Origin of the sequence: Pseudomonas sp. (assembly GCF_050739995.1) — a bacterium.
Taxonomy (GTDB): Bacteria; Pseudomonadota; Gammaproteobacteria; order Pseudomonadales; family Pseudomonadaceae; genus Aquipseudomonas.
The window spans coordinates 1-16,644 of sequence record NZ_JBOICG010000703.1 but is presented as its reverse complement, the minus strand read 5'-3'; the positions used below and the strand labels follow the sequence as shown (position 1 = coordinate 16,644).

The window sequence follows — 16,644 nt, the reverse complement described above, 5'->3', positions numbered from 1 at the left end:
CACGGGTGTTGAGTGTTATCAGGGATCAAGGCCCCTGCGACCTGTGAGGTGTTCACTGACGCGGAACGAACGGCTCCTTACGACCGGGAGCGAGGGCATGAACCCATGAATCTGACCTCCTTGGCGCATCCGAAAATGCGGGCGGGTGGAGGCTGTGCCGACTGACGAGTTCGGCACCTGGATATCCTGGGTGGGAGAAAGCAAAGACCTGGACACCTCGTGCATGCCTGACTGTCAGTCAGGTGCAGTCCTTCAGTAGGCTGCGGCACCGGTGTCTATGTCGTTGCGGATGGCGACAAATCGTATTTGTCAGGCCGATTGTCACGAGGAGAGTTGCGGCAATGCCATGTACGACGTGGCTTGCAGCAGTGGTACGAGCGCCCGTCTCTTTCCAGAAGAAAGAGACGGGCGCGTTATGGCGCAGTGATCTGTGCCAAAGGGTGAGGTTACTGCAGCGCAGCGAAGTAGGTCCATTGTCTGCCGCAGTGGGCAAATGGGTAGAATAGGCATCCATCACTCTTGGGGAGTGACCGTGCGAGCCGCCGGACGCTAATCGCACTTGGGGAAGAACCACCACACAAGTGGCGTAGCCTTAAAGGTTCTGGCTACATGGGCAGGTGCTGTCAACGACAGCGATCCGTGCGCCAATTTTTATACCCACTCGAAAAGGCGGTCAAGCGTCACAGCCAATGCAGTGAGAAAGTGGCGACTGTCGCCACTTCTGTCGCCACGCTCCAGACCACGTTATACGTGGGTTGTCGCCGCTGTCGCCGCTGTCGCCACACTTACATCCATGCCCAACGAAAAGATTCGGACACACACTGAATAACGTTGCGCTCGATGGAAATCGCGGGGAATTACTGATGGTGAAAACAGGCGTGGTGTGAATTAAATTTGAGCATGGAGAGTGGAAAGCGGCGGCTTCGAGAAAAAGCGAGTGAACCCTCCGATCGGCGCGATCAAAGATCGCTTGATCGGAGGGTTTGGCGGGAAAAGCAAATCTCAAACGTCAATTACAGACTCAGGCATCAAAGCGGGTTGATTGGGAAGTGACGGCCTCACGTCGCGTGATCAGCGTCTGCTGCAACCGCAACAAAAAACCGGCTTCAAATGCCTCTTGTGGATCACCTGGACGATGACGTTTTCGGTTCTGAGACAGCGCCCACCATAACGGTAATGATGAGCCCTCAAGCCAAGTCTCTGCGCAACGAACACCCTCCTTGATTACCGGAGCGAACTCATCGCCCCACGGTGTTTGGATCGCGGGAGCCCCTTCAGCGGACGGGACAGAGACATACTCATGGATCTGTTGATGAACGCTTTGAGCTGGAATGCCAGTTAAATTCCGGAATGCCTTGTCGTACAACACGGCGGCGTCATCCAACAGCTCTACTGCCAGCTCAACGTCTTGCGGAAAATGAAGCAGAATACTCTGGGCTCCGTTAAGCCGGAGAGTGGCAGCCTGCCGCAGTTTAATCGCTGCATCTTCAGGGGTAAGCGATGAAGTATCAATGCTGCTGGGTTTGGGGAGGCCGATGAGAAGCGAAAGATCAAACATCGCGGAGTCCTCCGAGATGGTTTTCGGCTTGAATCAAATCGCTAAGGCGGCGCACGAGCTTAAAAGGGGGACATGCCATTTTCCTTATCTCCTTCGTGTAATTAAGGAGCTGCCAACCGCCGTTGCGACACGATTGGGTGGCAGACCGTACGGGGGTCGCAAACCGGCACACGAAGGAAAACCGGCCAGGCGCAAGCCTGCCCCGCACGGCCTGCCATAGAAATGCAGTAGTCCGACCTAACAGAGCGCCAACTACTTTGCTTTCGCTATGGCGCGGAACCGCGCCTTCGTGTGTGTTTGCGGGTTGCGACACCCGGTCGCGGGATTGACCGCGACGGAACAAAGCGTAAATGCGAAGCACCGACAACACAAGCACGAGTGTCAATAAGCGCCGCATTCGAATGAGCGCTCCGAGCAGAAACTCACGCTCGTCGGAGTTTGGTGGCTATGACCAGTCAGATATCACGCAAGGCCTTCTTATTTTCTAGGCCTTCCACAGTGGTAGAATCGGCAACGCCATACACGACACCCCTCTCGAGAAATGCTATGACTACAGAGCTAACGGAAGAAGAAATGCGTCGGGCGCTATTCGGTGAGCCTGAGGCCCCTTCATCATTAATAGACACCCACAAGCAAGACGCTGAACCGGAAATAGAGATCGCGGAGCAGACAAAGATAGTGAAGAAGAAACCATCAAAAACCTTTACTCCCAGATTGAGAGTCACACTAAGGGTGGGGAATGAATTCGAAGGGAAGATGCATGAGATCGTACATGAAGCCGACACACTCAGCTCCCTAGTTGCAGAGCAAGAAGCTACAAAGATAGCTAAGAAAAAATACCGTTTTGTGGAGACTATTTCAGTCAAATCGATGTAAGCGGGCCCGCTACACCCACCACCCTAGGGGCGACGGGCAGAAACCGGAAGTAAAAACTTAAGTCGACTGACCAAGGGTGTTCGCTCACTCGTTGCCATCATGGAATGGGCATAATGGTTCACCATCGCTCCGGATAGCCTGACTAATTCGTCGATACTCTATCGCTTTGTAGCAATTTTAAGAAAGTACCGTCTCTCAAGGCGTAGCTTCGCGAAGTTGCTTGCTCCTTGCTTCACTCAGTTGTTTCGCCAGATCCTCAAGCTCCCTTTCAAGACCCGCCGTCACGATAGTCTTTTCGGGCTGTGTAGATCCCTCAGCAGTAATCTGCAACATTGAGCCGTAAGACCTGCGTATTTCCATCTTCTTGAATTGAATTTTATTTTCGAGCTGTAATATTAGCGCATTTAGAGATGGCTGAAACCTTGATCGCGAAAGACGATTTTCGAGATCTAGCAATTGACCATTCAAGCTAGCGATTTGATCTTTTTGATTGTTATTTAGCTGCTCGTTACCCTTATTTATCTCGACTAACGAAACAATGTGCGCTTTATTCGTTTCAACCTGCTCTTTCAACATCGCAACACGTTCAGCATGTGCGTACTGAGCCACTAACCAGCCCCCAGAAAGGCCTAGAATCATGCCAGCAAATAAAGCTGGCAGGTGATCTTTATAACTTCTAACCCAATCCACTTTTTCTCCTAAGGTGCACCCTTTTTGAAGTCGGCGAATACACTTGGCTAGTCCACTTTCGGATGTGAACTTGGCTCACCCCAAAAATAGACAGTAGAAGCCATAGCGGAGCCGTGACTTTATAGTTATTCGAAGGCACACTTCAACAAAGACATTAAAAATTCAATAATTTTTTTACATGCTCATCAAGAGCTAAAAGCTCACTTTCTAACGCCCCGCTAAGCCTAGCAGTGATCTCAAGTGACAAATCTCGAATAGCTCTAATTTGCACGTTACTTTCATCAAAACGTGGAATATTCAAATATTCAGCAACACTCACCCCCAAACTCAACCGAGAAGCTTAAGCCGATACTGTGCCAGAAATAACCGGAGAATTTAAAAAGCCGGTCAGATATGCAGCCTCCCCCTCGGTTTCCGCGGGAATAAAATAAAGCTTGTGATCCGGTATCACTATTTTTTCGCCGGCAAAGCTAGTAACCGCACTTCCTACATAGGCGGCGGCAAACACCTTTCCGATCTCACGCCATAAAACTTTATAAGGCGAAAATGTATATGCACCAGTGCTCCAGAGTGAATAAAACGCCTGGCCCTTTTGGAATCTTTTGAGACTTGAGCGACTTTCTAGATGGGATTTAAAACGATTCAAAAATTTGAAAACCAGTGGAGAATGAACCGCGAGCTCAGTATCCCCATGCATCCCTCGCTGGGGAACAATAATGCGTAGATGCTCGTCTGGAACAGCACAAAAGGGTTTCACGCCTTTACCTCTAAGTAGAGGGAAAAGATGTTCGGACTCAATTCTAGCGGTTATCTCCGGAATACCCTTCGTTTTACCGATGGAGGCGGCATTTCGTACCGTAACTGTATTTTCATCGCCCTCCTCCGCCTCATAGACCCAAAACACTCCATTACGGTCTGCCGTAACGCCTTTGCGAGCTTGGTACACTCGCTCTGCACCAGCAAAAACTTTCGCGAACACAACCTGCTCTTCATGCGGGCCGGTAAGCCAAGGTCGCCCTCCCTCCCCACCGGGAACAGGAACGGCCGTGTATTCGATCTGAGTTGCAGCTCGACGAAACTCCTCAGCACTCCTTGACCGCCGTAAAGTTGAAGCCGGCACATCACCAGTAGTCCAGACACGGTACGGTATAGGAAAAACAGTCGAAGCATCTCGTTCTAGAGCCAGGAAACGAGGCATATTGGTCACACCGTCGAATGGACTGATTGCATCGAAATCCTCAACCAATAACACTTTGCAGTTCAAGTTATTGGGACCGACAGAGAACCTGCGGAAGCCAGCGCTTGAGGGAGTAGTAAAAACCGAGCCAGGCAGGAAAAAGCCAAGCCGCCCCGAGGGGGCCAGGTAATGATAGATCGCCTGGTAAGTCACAACTGTGGAAATATCTGCCTCAATTCCACCGACCCATTTATCGTTACTGAAAACACCAAGCTGCTTGCATTGCGCCTGAATCGTCTTGGTGTATTCCTCCGGAAGATTGCTCCATTTCACCCAGGGAGGATTACCGCAAACATGACTCGATGGCGGGATGGCACCCGCAGCAAAACGATCAGCAAGAATGGCGCACCAAATCCCATTCCATCCTTGCTCATGGAGCGACACTAGGTTTCCGACAGTAGTCTCGACAGTTTGAATGTCGTAATCATCCAACTGCATTCCCTTAAGATCAGATCGAATCGCACTGTTTATTTTAGCGGCAATAACATCTGCATCGATCAACCCCCGGATTCTTGTAAATACCTTGAAGAATTCCGCATGGCTAATCATCGCCTCCGGTACTGAAAACTCTCTAGGGCCGACCTCGGTCTGCATGACATAGCTGTAGCTTGGGAAAAGACCGTTGCTAACGCGAGCAGGGTTGATGGCATCAGCCAAGTAGACCGGCAAGCGTATAGGATCAGCAGGATCCAAAAATGGGGAAAGAAATACAGCCAGAGACCCCTTGGCGGCAAGTACCGCTAAAGGATTCAAATCGATTCCATGCAGGCCCAAAAGCAGAGACTTTGCAGTGGCGCTATCGCCTTGCTGTAATCGGCGCCGACGTAGCGCCTCCAACAGGAACGTGCCTGAGCCGCATGTCGGATCAGTAAGCGAGTCTTCCGCCCTCCACTCAATGAGATCCATCCCATGCTCGGCAAGCCAGTCAGGCGTATAGAACTCCCCAAGAGCGTGCCGGACTTCGCGAGGAATAAAGCGCTCGTATATGCCCTTAAATAAATCTCGCGTAGTATTAGGATGTTTTTTTGCGATTGTGAAGTCGACTCCGGAAAGCTTTCCAAACAATGCGTCTAAATGAGGACTGTACTCCTCCCAACTACTGTCATCTAAATACCAAGCAAAAAAATCGCCGCTGAGCATATTTAGAATACCTGAGTGCTCAAAGAGCTCGCCCGTTTCAACTGCACGCAAACGATCAACCACTGGAACAGTCGAATCCAGAAGATTTTGGCTCGGCCGAGGAAGAGCGCATGCCGTAACAATTTTGGCGATTATCGCAATATAAGTATTCAGAGCAAAAAGATAAGCAGCAGGATTTTCATCATAGGGTTGATCATGGGATATTTCTTGCCGAGCAAGCAGACTCTTCATATTCGCAGGCTGAAAGCCGACAACTTGACTAAAAAGCCTGCGCCACTCTGTAAAAAGCATCTTCGTTTTGGAAGTACGAGAGGTCGATTCCGCTCGACATATACTATCGTAAAGAGCAGGAATTAGAGCAATCCCATGATCGGAGTCTGGCCCAACTAGCGCTTGTAATAGCTGAGGGTGAACAAGCGGACGGCCATCCTGCTCAAGTAAAGCTAATAAGCGATTCGCGGCGCTGATGTCAAAAGGAATGACACCATCCCATTGCGGACATGCCTCTTCAAAACCGCCAAAGCTTATATGGGATCCATCCCATATAACTAATACATAGTCTTCTAAAATACGGCCTTCTTCGGCCGAGATAAGGACAGCGTATTCTTCAGCTTGATCACGAGCATGCTTAGCCTTGCTATTGAGACGCCCAGTGAATGACCTCGGAGGCTCATATTCGATTACCACTGCTCCATGAGCTACATCGGCAAACTTAGTAGGTTTACCGGCTTCTTTAAGCGCTCTTTCCAGCTGGAATGGCGTCCATGGAATATTTCGTGCTTCGCAAGCTACCTTAAGAGCACCTTCCAACTCATGACGCAACTGCGCCTCGTTCCTTGCGGCCTCAGAAGCTGACGCAACTTTACTGACGAGTTGTGATGCAATTTTTGGCACTGCTATAACCTTATTGGAATTGACGTAATTTTTATCGCTGCAGAAGACTAGAGGATCCAAACGCCGTCAGCGCCTCTACCTTGTTCAGATTTTCTATGCCGTGCTCTTCAATCCAGCTCCGGTAAAGAGATGTTTGAAAATTGCCTCAGCAAGCATTGGCGGTACGGCATTACCAATCTGAGTAAACTTCGAGTCGGTATCGCCTACTGGCTCGAAATCACGCGCAAATGTTTGAATGCGGGAGCACTCTCTCCAGGAGAGTCGTCTCGGTAGTTCCAGGATAGGTCGAGTAGGGTCTGCGGATAGGTGCTCATACTCGTCCGAAAAGTCCCACCTTTGCTTCCACCCATCAGCCAGATTCGACCATGTCAGTTTCATTACTGGACTTGCTGGATGCAGCGTTACATGCCGCGAATTAGCAACCACTGTATACGCTGGCTCACTCCACTTAGCTTTACGATTCCGGGACATGAAGTACCAAGAAAAATGGCCTTCCGGATCATGCGGACGCTCATAAAACTCTCCTTCAGGCCATAGAGGCAAATCCAAAATTGCATCGCCATGAGAAGTATAAGGCTTCAAATCAGGGTTTTTCTTTGTTGCCTTCCCATGTGTTTCAGGCGGAAATTCAAAAACTTGATTTAGGTCCTTCCTTACGCCGACAATAATTAGACGCTTGCGCGATTGAGGAACTCCATATGCCTTGGCATTAATGAGGTGATGACTCACAACATAGCCCTCCTGCCTGTAGGCGGTCTCCTGTTCCTCCAGAAAGCTACCGGCCCCCAATTGCTTCAACCCAGAAACATTCTCCGCCACGAAATACTTAGGACGGACGAGGCTGATTACTCGCAAGAATTGCTTATAGAGGTTCGTGCGCTCGTCTTTCTTTGGGTCTCTGTTGCCAGCCATAGAAAAAGACTGGCATGGATACCCGCCGACGACGACATCGGCACTCGGAAATGCGAGGATCTGCGATATATCGCCATTCCTCACATCAGTATCAGGAAAATACTTTTCCAGCGTTTTACACGCATCCTTAAGTATGTCGTTTGCAAAAACGATGTGGCCTCCGGCGGCCTCGATACCGAAGTCCATTCCCCCGCATCCGGAAAATAAAGATAGGACCCGGATTTCTTCCCCATCTTTCTCAAAAATATTATTCACGTTGACCCGCATCAGATTTCTTTTCTTCCGAGCTCCCACCCTGCGCCAAAAGCGGCCAGCGTGCCTTCAAGTACCCTTCGACCGCGTCCCGTACCACCCATGCAAGCGAGACCCGGTGTTCTGCCGCGATCTTCTCCAGCACGGAGTACTGCTCTTCAGGAAAGCTTATGGATGCGCGAACACTACGCTCATGAGCGCCTGCATCCTGCCGTCTTCGCTGTATTGACATAAAATGCACACTCGCAGAATTCTCGCACCACCTTACACCAAAGTGGTGAACTGTGGATACATCCAGCAGTCCAAAAAGTCCGTGGCGATGCCTGGCGACCTTTGGGACATTCGTAAGGGCGGCCAACCAATCTATCCATCGCAGTGCTCGGCGTTGCCTAACGACGTCAAAGTGTGTGTGTGGGGGGGGGCAGAAATACTTCCTCCCATAACACCCAGCAAAGCATGGCCAAAAACTCAATACCAACGCAGGCAGCATGCAGGGCTAACCTAAAATCTAAATGGCAAGAGCATGATGGGATATAGACGCGATACGGATGTTAAAGGGAAATCAACCTTGTTCAAATCCCTCGGGCCAGCCGAAACCTCATCAACCTGGGGGATCGCGCCTCAAAGCATTTCAAATAAACTTAGTATTCCAAAAAGTATTCCAAGCAAAAATAGAAAATCTTAAAATTATTAAAAATCAATGAGTTAACGCTCAAGATCAGATTACCCCGGCCCACCATCTCACCAAACAAAGACGTCCAAGAACGTCTTTTTTTGCACCTGCCATTCAGCCCCCCCCCTCCACCAACCTCACAGAATCACCTCATCAAAACAAAAAATTCACCCAATGCTCCGCCGCTTCCTGCGTCTCTTGAAACGCCTGCTCATAACTCTCCCAATGATCCCCCTCCACATACACCGTAAGGGGCGTTGCACCTGTCAACGTCAACGTTGCACCCACCGGAACGTCGAGCGGTGGGCTCCAGCTGAAACCGATCTGTACCACGACACCTTTCTTCGTCTTGTATTCAACAGGATGGGTCTTATCAATGCGTGCCGACATATGTGCCTCCTAGATCCGGCGCCGTCTTCGGCGCCGGACGTTCATGGGGTTACGCCCTCAATGGCTGGCCATGCCGGCCATGTGCATCACCCAGCGCAAGCCGCTGGCCACAATGCCGAGTGCGATCACGCTGGCGAACCAAATTGCGATCAGCCAAAACACTCGCTGGTACCAGGGGCCTGGCTGGTGTGGCCTCGGTTTTTCTGTCTCAGTGGTAGCCATCGCCAATCCTCACTTTTCCGCGGAACACGTAGTAGCTCCAGCAGGTGTACATCAGGATGATCGGCAGGATGAACAGGGTGCCGATCAGGATGAACAGTTGGCTGGACGGTGGAGATGCGGCGTCCCACAGGCTGATGGACGGCGGCACGATGTTCGGCCAGATGCTGAAGGCCAGGCCGATGTAGCCGAGGAAGACCAGCACCAGGGTGAATACGAACGGCCAGTGGGAGTGATGTTGACGCAACGTCTTCAGCAGCCCGACCAGCGCGAGTACGCCCAGCAGCATCAGCCCTCCGAAGACCACGATGTGCGCATGAGAGAACCAGCGCGTGGCGATTTCCGGATGCAGCCACGGTGTCCACACGCAGAGCACGGCCACCACTGCCATCAGGACGAACGCCAAATAGCGGCTGAACAGACGCATCCGCGATTCGAGCATGCCTTCGGTCTTGACCAGCAACCAGGTGCTGCCCAGCAACGCGTACGCCACCACCAACCCGACGCCGCAGAACAATGGGAACGGTGACAGCCAGTCCAGCGTGCCACCGGCAAACTGGCGATTCAGTACCGGGATGCCGGCAATGTAGGTGCCGATCACCACGCCCTGGCAAAAGGTCGCCAGGAACGAGCCGCCGATGAACGCCATGTCCCAGATGTGCCGCTTCTGCGGGCTGGCCTTGAAGCGGAATTCAAACGCCACGCCGCGAAAGATCAGCCCCGCCAGCATGAAGATCAGCGGCAGGTACAGCGCCTCCAGGATCACCGAATAGGCCAGTGGAAACGCACCGTACAACGCTGCCCCGCCGAGGATCAGCCAGGTCTCGTTGCCGTCCCACACCGGCGCCACGGTGTTCATCATCACGTCGCGCTCCTGCTCGTCCGGGATCAACGGAAACAGGATGCCCAACCCCAGGTCGAAGCCATCCATGATCACGTACATCATCACCCCGAAGGCAATGATCACGCCCCATATCAACGACAGGTCTATGCCTTGAATGCCCATGTGCAATCCCCTTGATCAGTTGGTGTGGTCGCCGGACGCCAGCGTCTCGGTGACAGCGGACAGGGGACGGCGTGGTGTGCGTTCCTGGCCGGGGCCGCCCTGAGGCGGGTGGTCGTGATGGGGCTGCGGGCCCTTGCGCACCAGCTTCATCATGTAGCCGATACCCACGGCAAACACCGAGAAGTAGATCACTACGAATAGCGCCAGGGAGATGCTCAGCTGCGTGACGGAATGATTGGACGCCGCGTCGGCGGTGCGCATCAGCCCGTAGACCACCCACGGCTGGCGACCGACTTCGGTGGTGATCCACCCGGCCAGCATCGCGATCAGGCCCGTTGGCCCCATGAACAACACTAGGCGCAGGAATAGGCGGTTGCGATACAGCGCGCCATTTCGACGCAAGGCAAGCCCCAGCAACCCGGTGAAGATCATCAACATCCCGAGCCCGGCCATGATCCGGAAGCTAAAGAAGATGATCGTTGAGTTCGGCCGATCCTCTTTAGGGAAGCTCTTGAGCGCCGGGATCTGTTTATCCAGGCTGTGGGTCAGGATGAGGCTGCCCAGGTAAGGGACTTCAATCGCATAACGGGTCTTTTCGGCGTCCATGTCTGGAATGCCGAACAGCACCAGCGGCGTCGCCTCGTTACCGACGTTTTCCCAATGCCCCTCAATCGCGGCAATTTTCGCCGGTTGATGCTCCAGGGTGTTCAGGCCATGGGCGTCACCGACCACTGCCTGGATCGGCGCCACGATCAGCGCCATCCACATTGCCATCGACAGCATTTTTCGCACCGCCGGCGTGTCGTTCTTGCGCAGCAAATGCCAGGCCGCCGAAGACCCGACAAAGAACGCCGTGGCAACAAAGGCAGCGATTGCCATGTGCATCAGACGGAACGGAAACGACGGGTTGAAGACGATGGCTAACCAATCCAGCGGCATCACTCGGCCATCCACGATGGAAAAGCCTTGCGGTGTCTGCATCCAGCTATTGGAAGCCAGAATCCAGAACGTGGAGATCAGCGTGCCGATGGCAACCATGACCGTGGAAAAGAAGTGCAACCCACGCCCTACCCGGTTCCAGCCAAACAGCATGACGCCCAGGAAACCCGCCTCGAGGAAGAATGCCGTCAGCACTTCATAGGTAAGCAAAGGCCCGGTGATACTCCCGGCGAAATCCGAGAACCGGCTCCAGTTGGTGCCGAACTCGTACGCCATGACCAGGCCCGAGACCACGCCCATGCCGAAGTTGACCGCGAAGATTTTCGACCAGAAGTGGTACAGGTCCTTGTAGACCGAGTTGTTGGTTTTCAGCCATAGACCTTCCAGCACGGCCAGAAAGCTGGCCAGGCCGATGGTGATGGCGGGAAAGATGATGTGAAACGAGACCGTGAACGCAAATTGAATGCGCGCCAGGTCGAGCGCTCCAGGATTTAACATGACGATACCCTCATTGAGCCTTGCGGCCCGCAGCGAACAGATGCCCAGCGATCAGCAGAACCCGAGGCGGCGCTTGAGCCGCCCCGGTCCAGCTCAAGCGCCGAGGGACTGAATCAGGTTGCTGGCCGGCGCAGGCTCAAGCCGAATGGCGATGAACTTCGACGTCGGGGTATAGGTGCGGTCGCCATAGCTTTCCAGCGGCACCAGCGGGTTGGTCTCCGGGTAATAGGCGGCGGCCTGGCCACGCGGGATGTCGTAGGCAATCAAGGTAAAACCGCTGACCCGACGCTCGCGCCCATCACCCCACAGCGAAACCATGTCCACCTTCTGCCCTGGCTCGTAGCCCAGCTGGCGAATGTCCTGTTCATTGACGAACACCACGTCGCGCATGCCATAAACCCCGCGATAGCGGTCATCGAGCCCGTACAACGTCGTGTTGTATTGGTCGTGGGAACGCATGGTCTGCAGGATCAGGTCCGGTTTGACGTCGAGGTTGCGCACGCCTTCACTGACCAGGTGCGCGGGCAATACGCTCGGGGCGAACTGGGCCTTGCCGCTGTCGGTTTTCCAGATGCGATGCGCGGCGTTGTTACCCAGGTGGAAGCCGCCCGGGTGCAGAAGCTTCTGGTTGAAGTCCTTGAAGCCGGGAATGGTGTCGGCAATCAAGTCGCGGATACGACTGTAGTCGGCCACCGCCCACAACCAGTCAATCGGATGTTTGCCCAGGGTCGCGTTGGCGATCCCGGCGATGATTGCCGGTTCCGAGCGCATCAAGGGCGACTTGGGTTTCAGTTGCCCGTGGGAGATGTGCACCATGCTGAAGGTGTCTTCCACCGTCACGCCTTGCGGGCCTTCTTCCTGCATATCGATATCGGTACGACCCAGGCACGGCAGGATCAAGGCTTCGCGGCCCGTCACCAAATGGCTGCGGTTGAGCTTGGTGGCGATATGCACGGTCAGGTCGCAGTTGCGCAAGGCCGCATGGGTGCGCGGGCTGTCTGGCGTCGCCTGTGCGAAGTTGCCGCCCAGGCCGATGAAGACTTTGGAGCGCCCTTCCTCCATGGCGGCAATCGCCATTACCGTGTTGTGGCCGTGGCGGCGCGGCACCTTGAAATCAAAGCGTGCTTCCAGCGCATTGATCAGCTCCGGTGGGGCCAGTTCGTTGATGCCCATGGTGCGGTCGCCTTGCACGTTACTGTGCCCGCGCACCGGCGATAGCCCCGCGCCTGGCCGGCCGATATTGCCGCGCAACAGCTGTACGTTGATGATTTCCTGCACGGTCACCACCGAATGCGTGTGCTGGGTCACCCCCATGGCCCAGCACATGATCACCCGCTTGGCACGGCGATACATGCGCGCGGCGAGTTCGATGTCTTCAAGGCTCAGGCCGGATTGCTCGACAATGTGTTCCCACGAGGTGGCGTCGACTTCCGCCAGGTAGCGCTCGAGGCCCGAGGTGTGTTCGGCAATGAATGCACGGTCGAATACGGCCTCGCCATTGTTTTCCAGGGCTTCACGCTCCCACTTCAGCAAGAACTTGGCGATACCACGAAAGGCCGCCATGTCACCGCCCAGTGCCGGGCGAAAGTACGCCGACGAGGTCGGTTCGGAACCGTTGGTGAGCATCTCCAGTGGGTGCTGCGGATGCTGGAAACGTTCCAGTCCACGCTCCTTGAGCGGGTTGAAACAGATCACCTGGGCGCCGCGCTTCACCGCCTCGCGCAGCGGTTCGAGCATGCGTGGGTGGTTGGTGCCTGGGTTCTGCCCGATCACGAAAATCGCATCGGCTTCTTCCAGGTCATCAAACGTCACCGTGCCTTTACCCACGCCGACGCTGTCGTCCATGCCCAGGCCGCTCGCTTCGTGGCACATGTTCGAGCAGTCGGGAAAGTTGTTGGTGCCATAGGCGCGAACGAACAACTGATACAGATAAGCCGCTTCGTTACTGGCCCGGCCCGAGGTATAGAACTCCGCCTGATCCGGCGACTCCAGCTCGTTCAGGTGTTTGGCGATCAGGGCAAAGGCGTCGTCCCAGCTGGTTTCGACATAACGATCCAGCGAGTCGTCGTAACGCATCGGGTGAGTCAGGCGTCCCTGATATTCAAGCCAATAATCACTTTGCGCCGCCAGCTGCGACACGGTGTATTTATTGAAGAATGCCGGGTTGACCAGGCGCCCGGTGGCTTCCCAGTTAACCGCCTTGGCGCCGTTTTCGCAGAACTTGACCATGCCGTTTTCCGGCGACTCGCCCCACGCACAACCCGGGCAGTCGAAGCCGCCATTCTGGTTGGTCTTGAGCATCGCGCGGATGTTCTTGAACGCGTTTTCACTGCCCAGCCAGTTTTTCGTCACCGCAATCAGCGCGCCCCAACCAGCGGCCGCCCCCTTGTACGGTTTATAACGCTCAACTTCGCTCATGGTTCTTCTCCAGACTTCACACGTAGGCGGCGGCCTAACTTAAAGCCGTTATTGATGATTGTTTTTCAGGCGTCGTAAAACGCGAACCTATTTAAAGTTCACTGAATAGGCGTCGCGCCGACCCGTTTCACGGGCTTACTATCGGGTTACGCTTTCAGACTATTCCGGGCGCAAACAGCCTGTCTAATCACAAATAATGACCAAGCCATCGAAATGATCTATCAAGAAAATTATTCTTAAATTTCAACAATATAAAAAACAAAAATACAACTAAACGACCTAATTAAACCGTCATAGATCTCGTCGATCATCCGTTAATTAATAGTGATTAGACGGCGATAAAAAACAACTTTAGCCTCCACTTAAACAAGGCAATTACTTCTATTGCCTGCCTAAAAACCAGCGCCATGAAGACACTCACTGAGTCGCTGCCGGAGGTTTTAATGACCGACCAGATTTTGCTGGATAGTTTTTCTCGCCGGGTCGACTACCTCAGAATGTCGGTGACCGACCGCTGCGATTTCCGTTGCGTCTATTGCATGGCCGAAGACATGGAGTTCCTGCCCCGCCAGCGCATCCTGACGCTGGAGGAGCTTTATCAACTGGCTGAAAGTTTTGTGGGGCTGGGCACTCGAAAAATCCGCCTGACCGGCGGTGAGCCATTGATTCGCCCAGGCGTGGTTGAACTGTGCAAGCGCATCGCCGCACTCCCCGGCCTGCGCGAGTTGTGCATGACCACCAACGGCTCGCAACTGGGCAAGCTGGCCGTGCCGCTGTTCGAGGCAGGGCTCAAGCGCCTGAACATCAGCCTCGACAGCCTTGACCCACAGCGCTTTCGTGAACTGACGCGCACCGGCGACCTGGCAAACGTCATCGCCGGTATCGACGCTGCGAACGCCGCCGGTTTTCAACGCACCAAACTCAATTGCGTGGTGATGAAAGGGCGCAACGATCAAGAAATCAACGACCTCGTGGCGTTCGCCATCGACCGCGGGCTGGATATTTCCTTTATCGAAGAAATGCCCCTGGGCGTCATCAGCGAGCACAGCCGTGCCGAAGCGTTCTATTCCAGCGCACAGGTGCGCGAGCGTATCGCCGAACGCTACACGCTGATCGACTCCGCAGAGTCGACCCAAGGCCCCTCACGTTACTGGCGCCTGGCCGAGGCCCCGCATATCCGCCTGGGCTTCATTTCCCCCCACAGTCACAACTTCTGCGCAACCTGCAACCGCGTCCGCCTGACCGTTGAAGGCCGGCTGCTGCTGTGCCTGGGCAACGAGCATTCGGTCGACCTCAAGGACGTCCTGCGCCGCTATCCGGGTGAACCTAAACGCCTGGAGAGCGCCATTATCGAAGCGATGAAAATCAAACCGTATCGGCACAACTTCGAACTCAACGATGACGTGCAGGTTGTCCGCTTCATGAACATGACCGGCGGCTAGTCGTGCCGGTTTTCTCTTGAATTGATCCGAGGTTACCCATGAACGAACACCCCAACTCTCTCACGCATCTGGACGCCGCCGGCCGGGCCAACATGGTCGACGTCACGGACAAGGCCGCAACCACCCGCGAAGCACAAGCCCAGGCATGGGTGCGCATGCAGCCGTCCACACTGAAGCTGATCCAACACAATGGGCATCCCAAGGGCGACGTGTTTGCGGTCGCCCGTATTGCCGGAATCATGGCGGCAAAGAAAACCCACGAACTGATCCCCCTCTGCCACCCGCTGATGCTCAGCTCGATTCACCTCGAATTGAGCGCTGTGGAGCCCGACCGCGTCCGGATCGTCAGCACCTGTCGGCTCAACGGCCAGACCGGCGTCGAACTGGAGGCCCTGACCGCCGCCAGCGTGGCGGCCTTGACGATTTATGACATGTGCAAGGCCGTGGACCGCGGGATGGTCATCGACCAGATCCAGTTGCTCAAAAAGCAGGGTGGGAAGTCGGGCACCTTTGTCGCCGGAGACGCCCAATGATTCTGGTCAGCTACTTTGCGCGCTATCGGGACCAACTGGGTGTCGGCGGCGAAAAAATTGCGCTGGACGGCTCGTTGCGCACGATTGAAGACGTGAGACTGCATCTGTGCGCCAGAGGGCCGATCTGGCAGCAAGTGCTTGGAGAAAATAGCCTCATGTGCGCGCTGAACCACGAGCTGTGTACACCCGGCGCTGTGATAGAAGACTTCGATGAAATCGCGTTCTTCCCTCCTGTGACCGGAGGTTGAGCCATGTCGATTCAGGTCCAGGCCGAGCTATTTGACGTCGGCGAACTGACCCGCAGCGTCCACGCCGAAGACCCAGGCGTGGCCACGTTCGTGGGGTATGTGCGCGATATCAACCAAGGGGATCAGGTCAGCGAGCTATTCCTGGAGCATTACCCGGGAATGACCGAGCGCTCCTTGCAACGGATCGTCAACCAGGCCCAGGCACGCTGGCCCTTGCAGCGGGTGACCCTCACCCACCGCGTGGGGGTGTTGAAGGTGGGTGAGCCCATCGTGTTTGTCGGCGTCGCCAGCGAACACCGCCAGGCCGCCTTCGATGCCTGCGCGTTCCTGATGGACTACCTGAAGACCCGCGCGCCCTTCTGGAAGCGCGAACAGACGCCGGCCGGTGAGCGCTGGGTAGACGGCAGGGAAAGTGATCGGCAGGCGGCCAAGCGCTGGGACGCTTGAGGTCTCAGAACAAATCGCTGAAGGGAATGAACCGCGCCATCTCACCAGATTGCAGGGTGCAGCCCTCGGGGATTTCCACCAGTCCATCCGCCCACGAGGCGCCCAGCAGTACGCCTGAACTCTGGTTCGGATACAACACCGCCCTTCCCTGCTCCAGCCTGGCCCGCAGGTACTCGCGGCGATTGCCGGCTTTCGGCCAGTCAAAACCTACGCTCACCGCAAAGCTCAGGGGCGTGACGTCTTCGACGCCCTGGATACGCAACAGGTAAGCC

The 16,644-nt window shown here is 54.8% G+C and carries 15 protein-coding genes and 1 pseudogene; 5 read left to right on the top strand and 11 right to left on the bottom strand.

The window, feature by feature from the left end:
* Window positions 1–1,021: 1,021 nt before the first annotated feature.
* The gene (locus ACRESD_RS23795; protein ID WP_431753147.1) at window positions 1,022–1,558 is read right to left on the bottom strand and encodes a LasR-specific antiactivator QslA; all 537 of its coding nucleotides are present in this window, start codon (window positions 1,556–1,558) and stop codon (window positions 1,022–1,024) included.
* 546 nt (window positions 1,559–2,104) lie between these two features.
* Here ACRESD_RS23795 and ACRESD_RS23790 point away from each other — a divergent pair.
* Complete coding sequence (locus ACRESD_RS23790; RefSeq protein ID WP_431753146.1) at window positions 2,105–2,434, top strand: hypothetical protein; 330 nt, start codon at window positions 2,105–2,107, stop codon at window positions 2,432–2,434.
* Between the two features lie 195 nt (window positions 2,435–2,629).
* Here ACRESD_RS23790 and ACRESD_RS23785 read toward each other — a convergent pair whose 3' ends face one another.
* The 9 genes from ACRESD_RS23785 to ACRESD_RS23745 all read right to left on the bottom strand — a co-directional run bounded on the left by ACRESD_RS23785 (window position 2,630) and on the right by ACRESD_RS23745 (window position 13,702).
* Window positions 2,630–3,124 (bottom strand): hypothetical protein, encoded by a 495-nt coding sequence (locus ACRESD_RS23785; RefSeq protein WP_431753145.1) that lies wholly within the window; start codon window positions 3,122–3,124, stop codon window positions 2,630–2,632.
* Between the two features lie 154 nt (window positions 3,125–3,278).
* Window positions 3,279–3,443, bottom strand: a complete 165-nt coding sequence (locus ACRESD_RS23780; protein ID WP_431753144.1) for a hypothetical protein — start codon at window positions 3,441–3,443, stop codon at window positions 3,279–3,281.
* 21 nt (window positions 3,444–3,464) lie between these two features.
* Complete coding sequence (locus ACRESD_RS23775) at window positions 3,465–6,395, bottom strand: N-6 DNA methylase (RefSeq protein ID WP_431753143.1); 2,931 nt, start codon at window positions 6,393–6,395, stop codon at window positions 3,465–3,467.
* Between the two features lie 93 nt (window positions 6,396–6,488).
* Window positions 6,489–7,574 carry a DNA cytosine methyltransferase gene (locus ACRESD_RS23770; protein ID WP_431753142.1) on the bottom strand — a complete coding sequence of 362 codons (1,086 nt, stop codon included), beginning with the start codon at window positions 7,572–7,574 and terminating at the stop codon, window positions 6,489–6,491.
* A gap of 811 nt (window positions 7,575–8,385) precedes the next feature.
* Entirely contained in the window at window positions 8,386–8,622 is a 237-nt protein-coding gene (locus ACRESD_RS23765; RefSeq protein ID WP_431753141.1) for a hypothetical protein, read from the bottom strand.
* 57 nt (window positions 8,623–8,679) lie between these two features.
* The gene (locus tag ACRESD_RS23760; RefSeq protein ID WP_431753140.1) at window positions 8,680–8,844 is read right to left on the bottom strand and encodes a DUF2474 domain-containing protein; all 165 of its coding nucleotides are present in this window, start codon (window positions 8,842–8,844) and stop codon (window positions 8,680–8,682) included.
* Window positions 8,831–9,847: a cytochrome d ubiquinol oxidase subunit II gene (gene cydB / locus ACRESD_RS23755; RefSeq protein ID WP_431753139.1), complete on the bottom strand. Its 1,017-nt coding sequence runs from the start codon at window positions 9,845–9,847 to the stop codon at window positions 8,831–8,833. The genes ACRESD_RS23760 and cydB overlap by 14 nt, the downstream gene beginning before the upstream one ends.
* A 15-nt stretch (window positions 9,848–9,862) precedes the next feature.
* Window positions 9,863–11,284 carry a cytochrome ubiquinol oxidase subunit I gene (locus ACRESD_RS23750; protein ID WP_431753138.1) on the bottom strand — a complete coding sequence of 474 codons (1,422 nt, stop codon included), beginning with the start codon at window positions 11,282–11,284 and terminating at the stop codon, window positions 9,863–9,865.
* A gap of 93 nt (window positions 11,285–11,377) precedes the next feature.
* On the bottom strand, window positions 11,378–13,702 hold the full coding sequence (locus ACRESD_RS23745) for an FdhF/YdeP family oxidoreductase (RefSeq protein ID WP_431753137.1): 2,325 nt from the start codon (window positions 13,700–13,702) through the stop codon (window positions 11,378–11,380).
* A 443-nt stretch (window positions 13,703–14,145) separates the two neighbouring features.
* Here ACRESD_RS23745 and moaA point away from each other — a divergent pair, with 443 nt between their 5' ends.
* From moaA to moaE, 4 genes are read left to right on the top strand one after another with little or no spacing between them, the layout of a single operon-like run.
* Window positions 14,146–15,144, top strand: a complete 999-nt coding sequence (gene moaA / locus ACRESD_RS23740) for a GTP 3',8-cyclase MoaA (RefSeq protein ID WP_431753136.1) — start codon at window positions 14,146–14,148, stop codon at window positions 15,142–15,144.
* A 38-nt stretch (window positions 15,145–15,182) separates the two neighbouring features.
* A complete protein-coding gene (gene moaC, locus ACRESD_RS23735) occupies window positions 15,183–15,677 on the top strand; it encodes a cyclic pyranopterin monophosphate synthase MoaC (protein ID WP_431753135.1) in 495 nt (164 codons plus the stop codon).
* A complete protein-coding gene (gene moaD, locus ACRESD_RS23730; RefSeq protein ID WP_431753134.1) occupies window positions 15,674–15,925 on the top strand; it encodes a molybdopterin converting factor subunit 1 in 252 nt (83 codons plus the stop codon). Before moaC ends, moaD begins: the two co-directional genes overlap by 4 nt.
* A gap of 3 nt (window positions 15,926–15,928) precedes the next feature.
* Window positions 15,929–16,372: a molybdopterin synthase catalytic subunit MoaE gene (gene moaE, locus ACRESD_RS23725; RefSeq protein WP_431753133.1), complete on the top strand. Its 444-nt coding sequence runs from the start codon at window positions 15,929–15,931 to the stop codon at window positions 16,370–16,372.
* A gap of 4 nt (window positions 16,373–16,376) precedes the next feature.
* Here moaE and ACRESD_RS23720 read toward each other — a convergent pair.
* Window positions 16,377–16,644, bottom strand: a pseudogene (locus ACRESD_RS23720) (molybdopterin molybdenumtransferase MoeA); the annotation flags it as partial.

What these genes read in the sequence shown, in the direction of transcription:
- ACRESD_RS23795 (WP_431753147.1), bottom strand. Translation starts at nt 1,558, where the DNA reads ATGTTTGATCTTTCGCTTCTCATCGGCCTCCCCAAACCCAGCAGCATT.
- ACRESD_RS23790 (WP_431753146.1), top strand. Translation starts at nt 2,105, where the DNA reads ATGACTACAGAGCTAACGGAAGAAGAAATGCGTCGGGCGCTATTCGGT.
- ACRESD_RS23770 (WP_431753142.1), bottom strand. Translation starts at nt 7,574, where the DNA reads ATGCGGGTCAACGTGAATAATATTTTTGAGAAAGATGGGGAAGAAATC.
- ACRESD_RS23765 (WP_431753141.1), bottom strand. Translation starts at nt 8,622, where the DNA reads ATGTCGGCACGCATTGATAAGACCCATCCTGTTGAATACAAGACGAAG.
- ACRESD_RS23760 (WP_431753140.1), bottom strand. Translation starts at nt 8,844, where the DNA reads ATGGCTACCACTGAGACAGAAAAACCGAGGCCACACCAGCCAGGCCCC.
- cydB (WP_431753139.1), bottom strand. Translation starts at nt 9,847, where the DNA reads ATGGGCATTCAAGGCATAGACCTGTCGTTGATATGGGGCGTGATCATT.
- ACRESD_RS23750 (WP_431753138.1), bottom strand. Translation starts at nt 11,284, where the DNA reads ATGTTAAATCCTGGAGCGCTCGACCTGGCGCGCATTCAATTTGCGTTC.
- ACRESD_RS23745 (WP_431753137.1), bottom strand. Translation starts at nt 13,702, where the DNA reads ATGAGCGAAGTTGAGCGTTATAAACCGTACAAGGGGGCGGCCGCTGGT.
- moaA (WP_431753136.1), top strand. Translation starts at nt 14,146, where the DNA reads ATGACCGACCAGATTTTGCTGGATAGTTTTTCTCGCCGGGTCGACTAC.
- moaC (WP_431753135.1), top strand. Translation starts at nt 15,183, where the DNA reads ATGAACGAACACCCCAACTCTCTCACGCATCTGGACGCCGCCGGCCGG.
- moaD (WP_431753134.1), top strand. Translation starts at nt 15,674, where the DNA reads ATGATTCTGGTCAGCTACTTTGCGCGCTATCGGGACCAACTGGGTGTC.
- moaE (WP_431753133.1), top strand. Translation starts at nt 15,929, where the DNA reads ATGTCGATTCAGGTCCAGGCCGAGCTATTTGACGTCGGCGAACTGACC.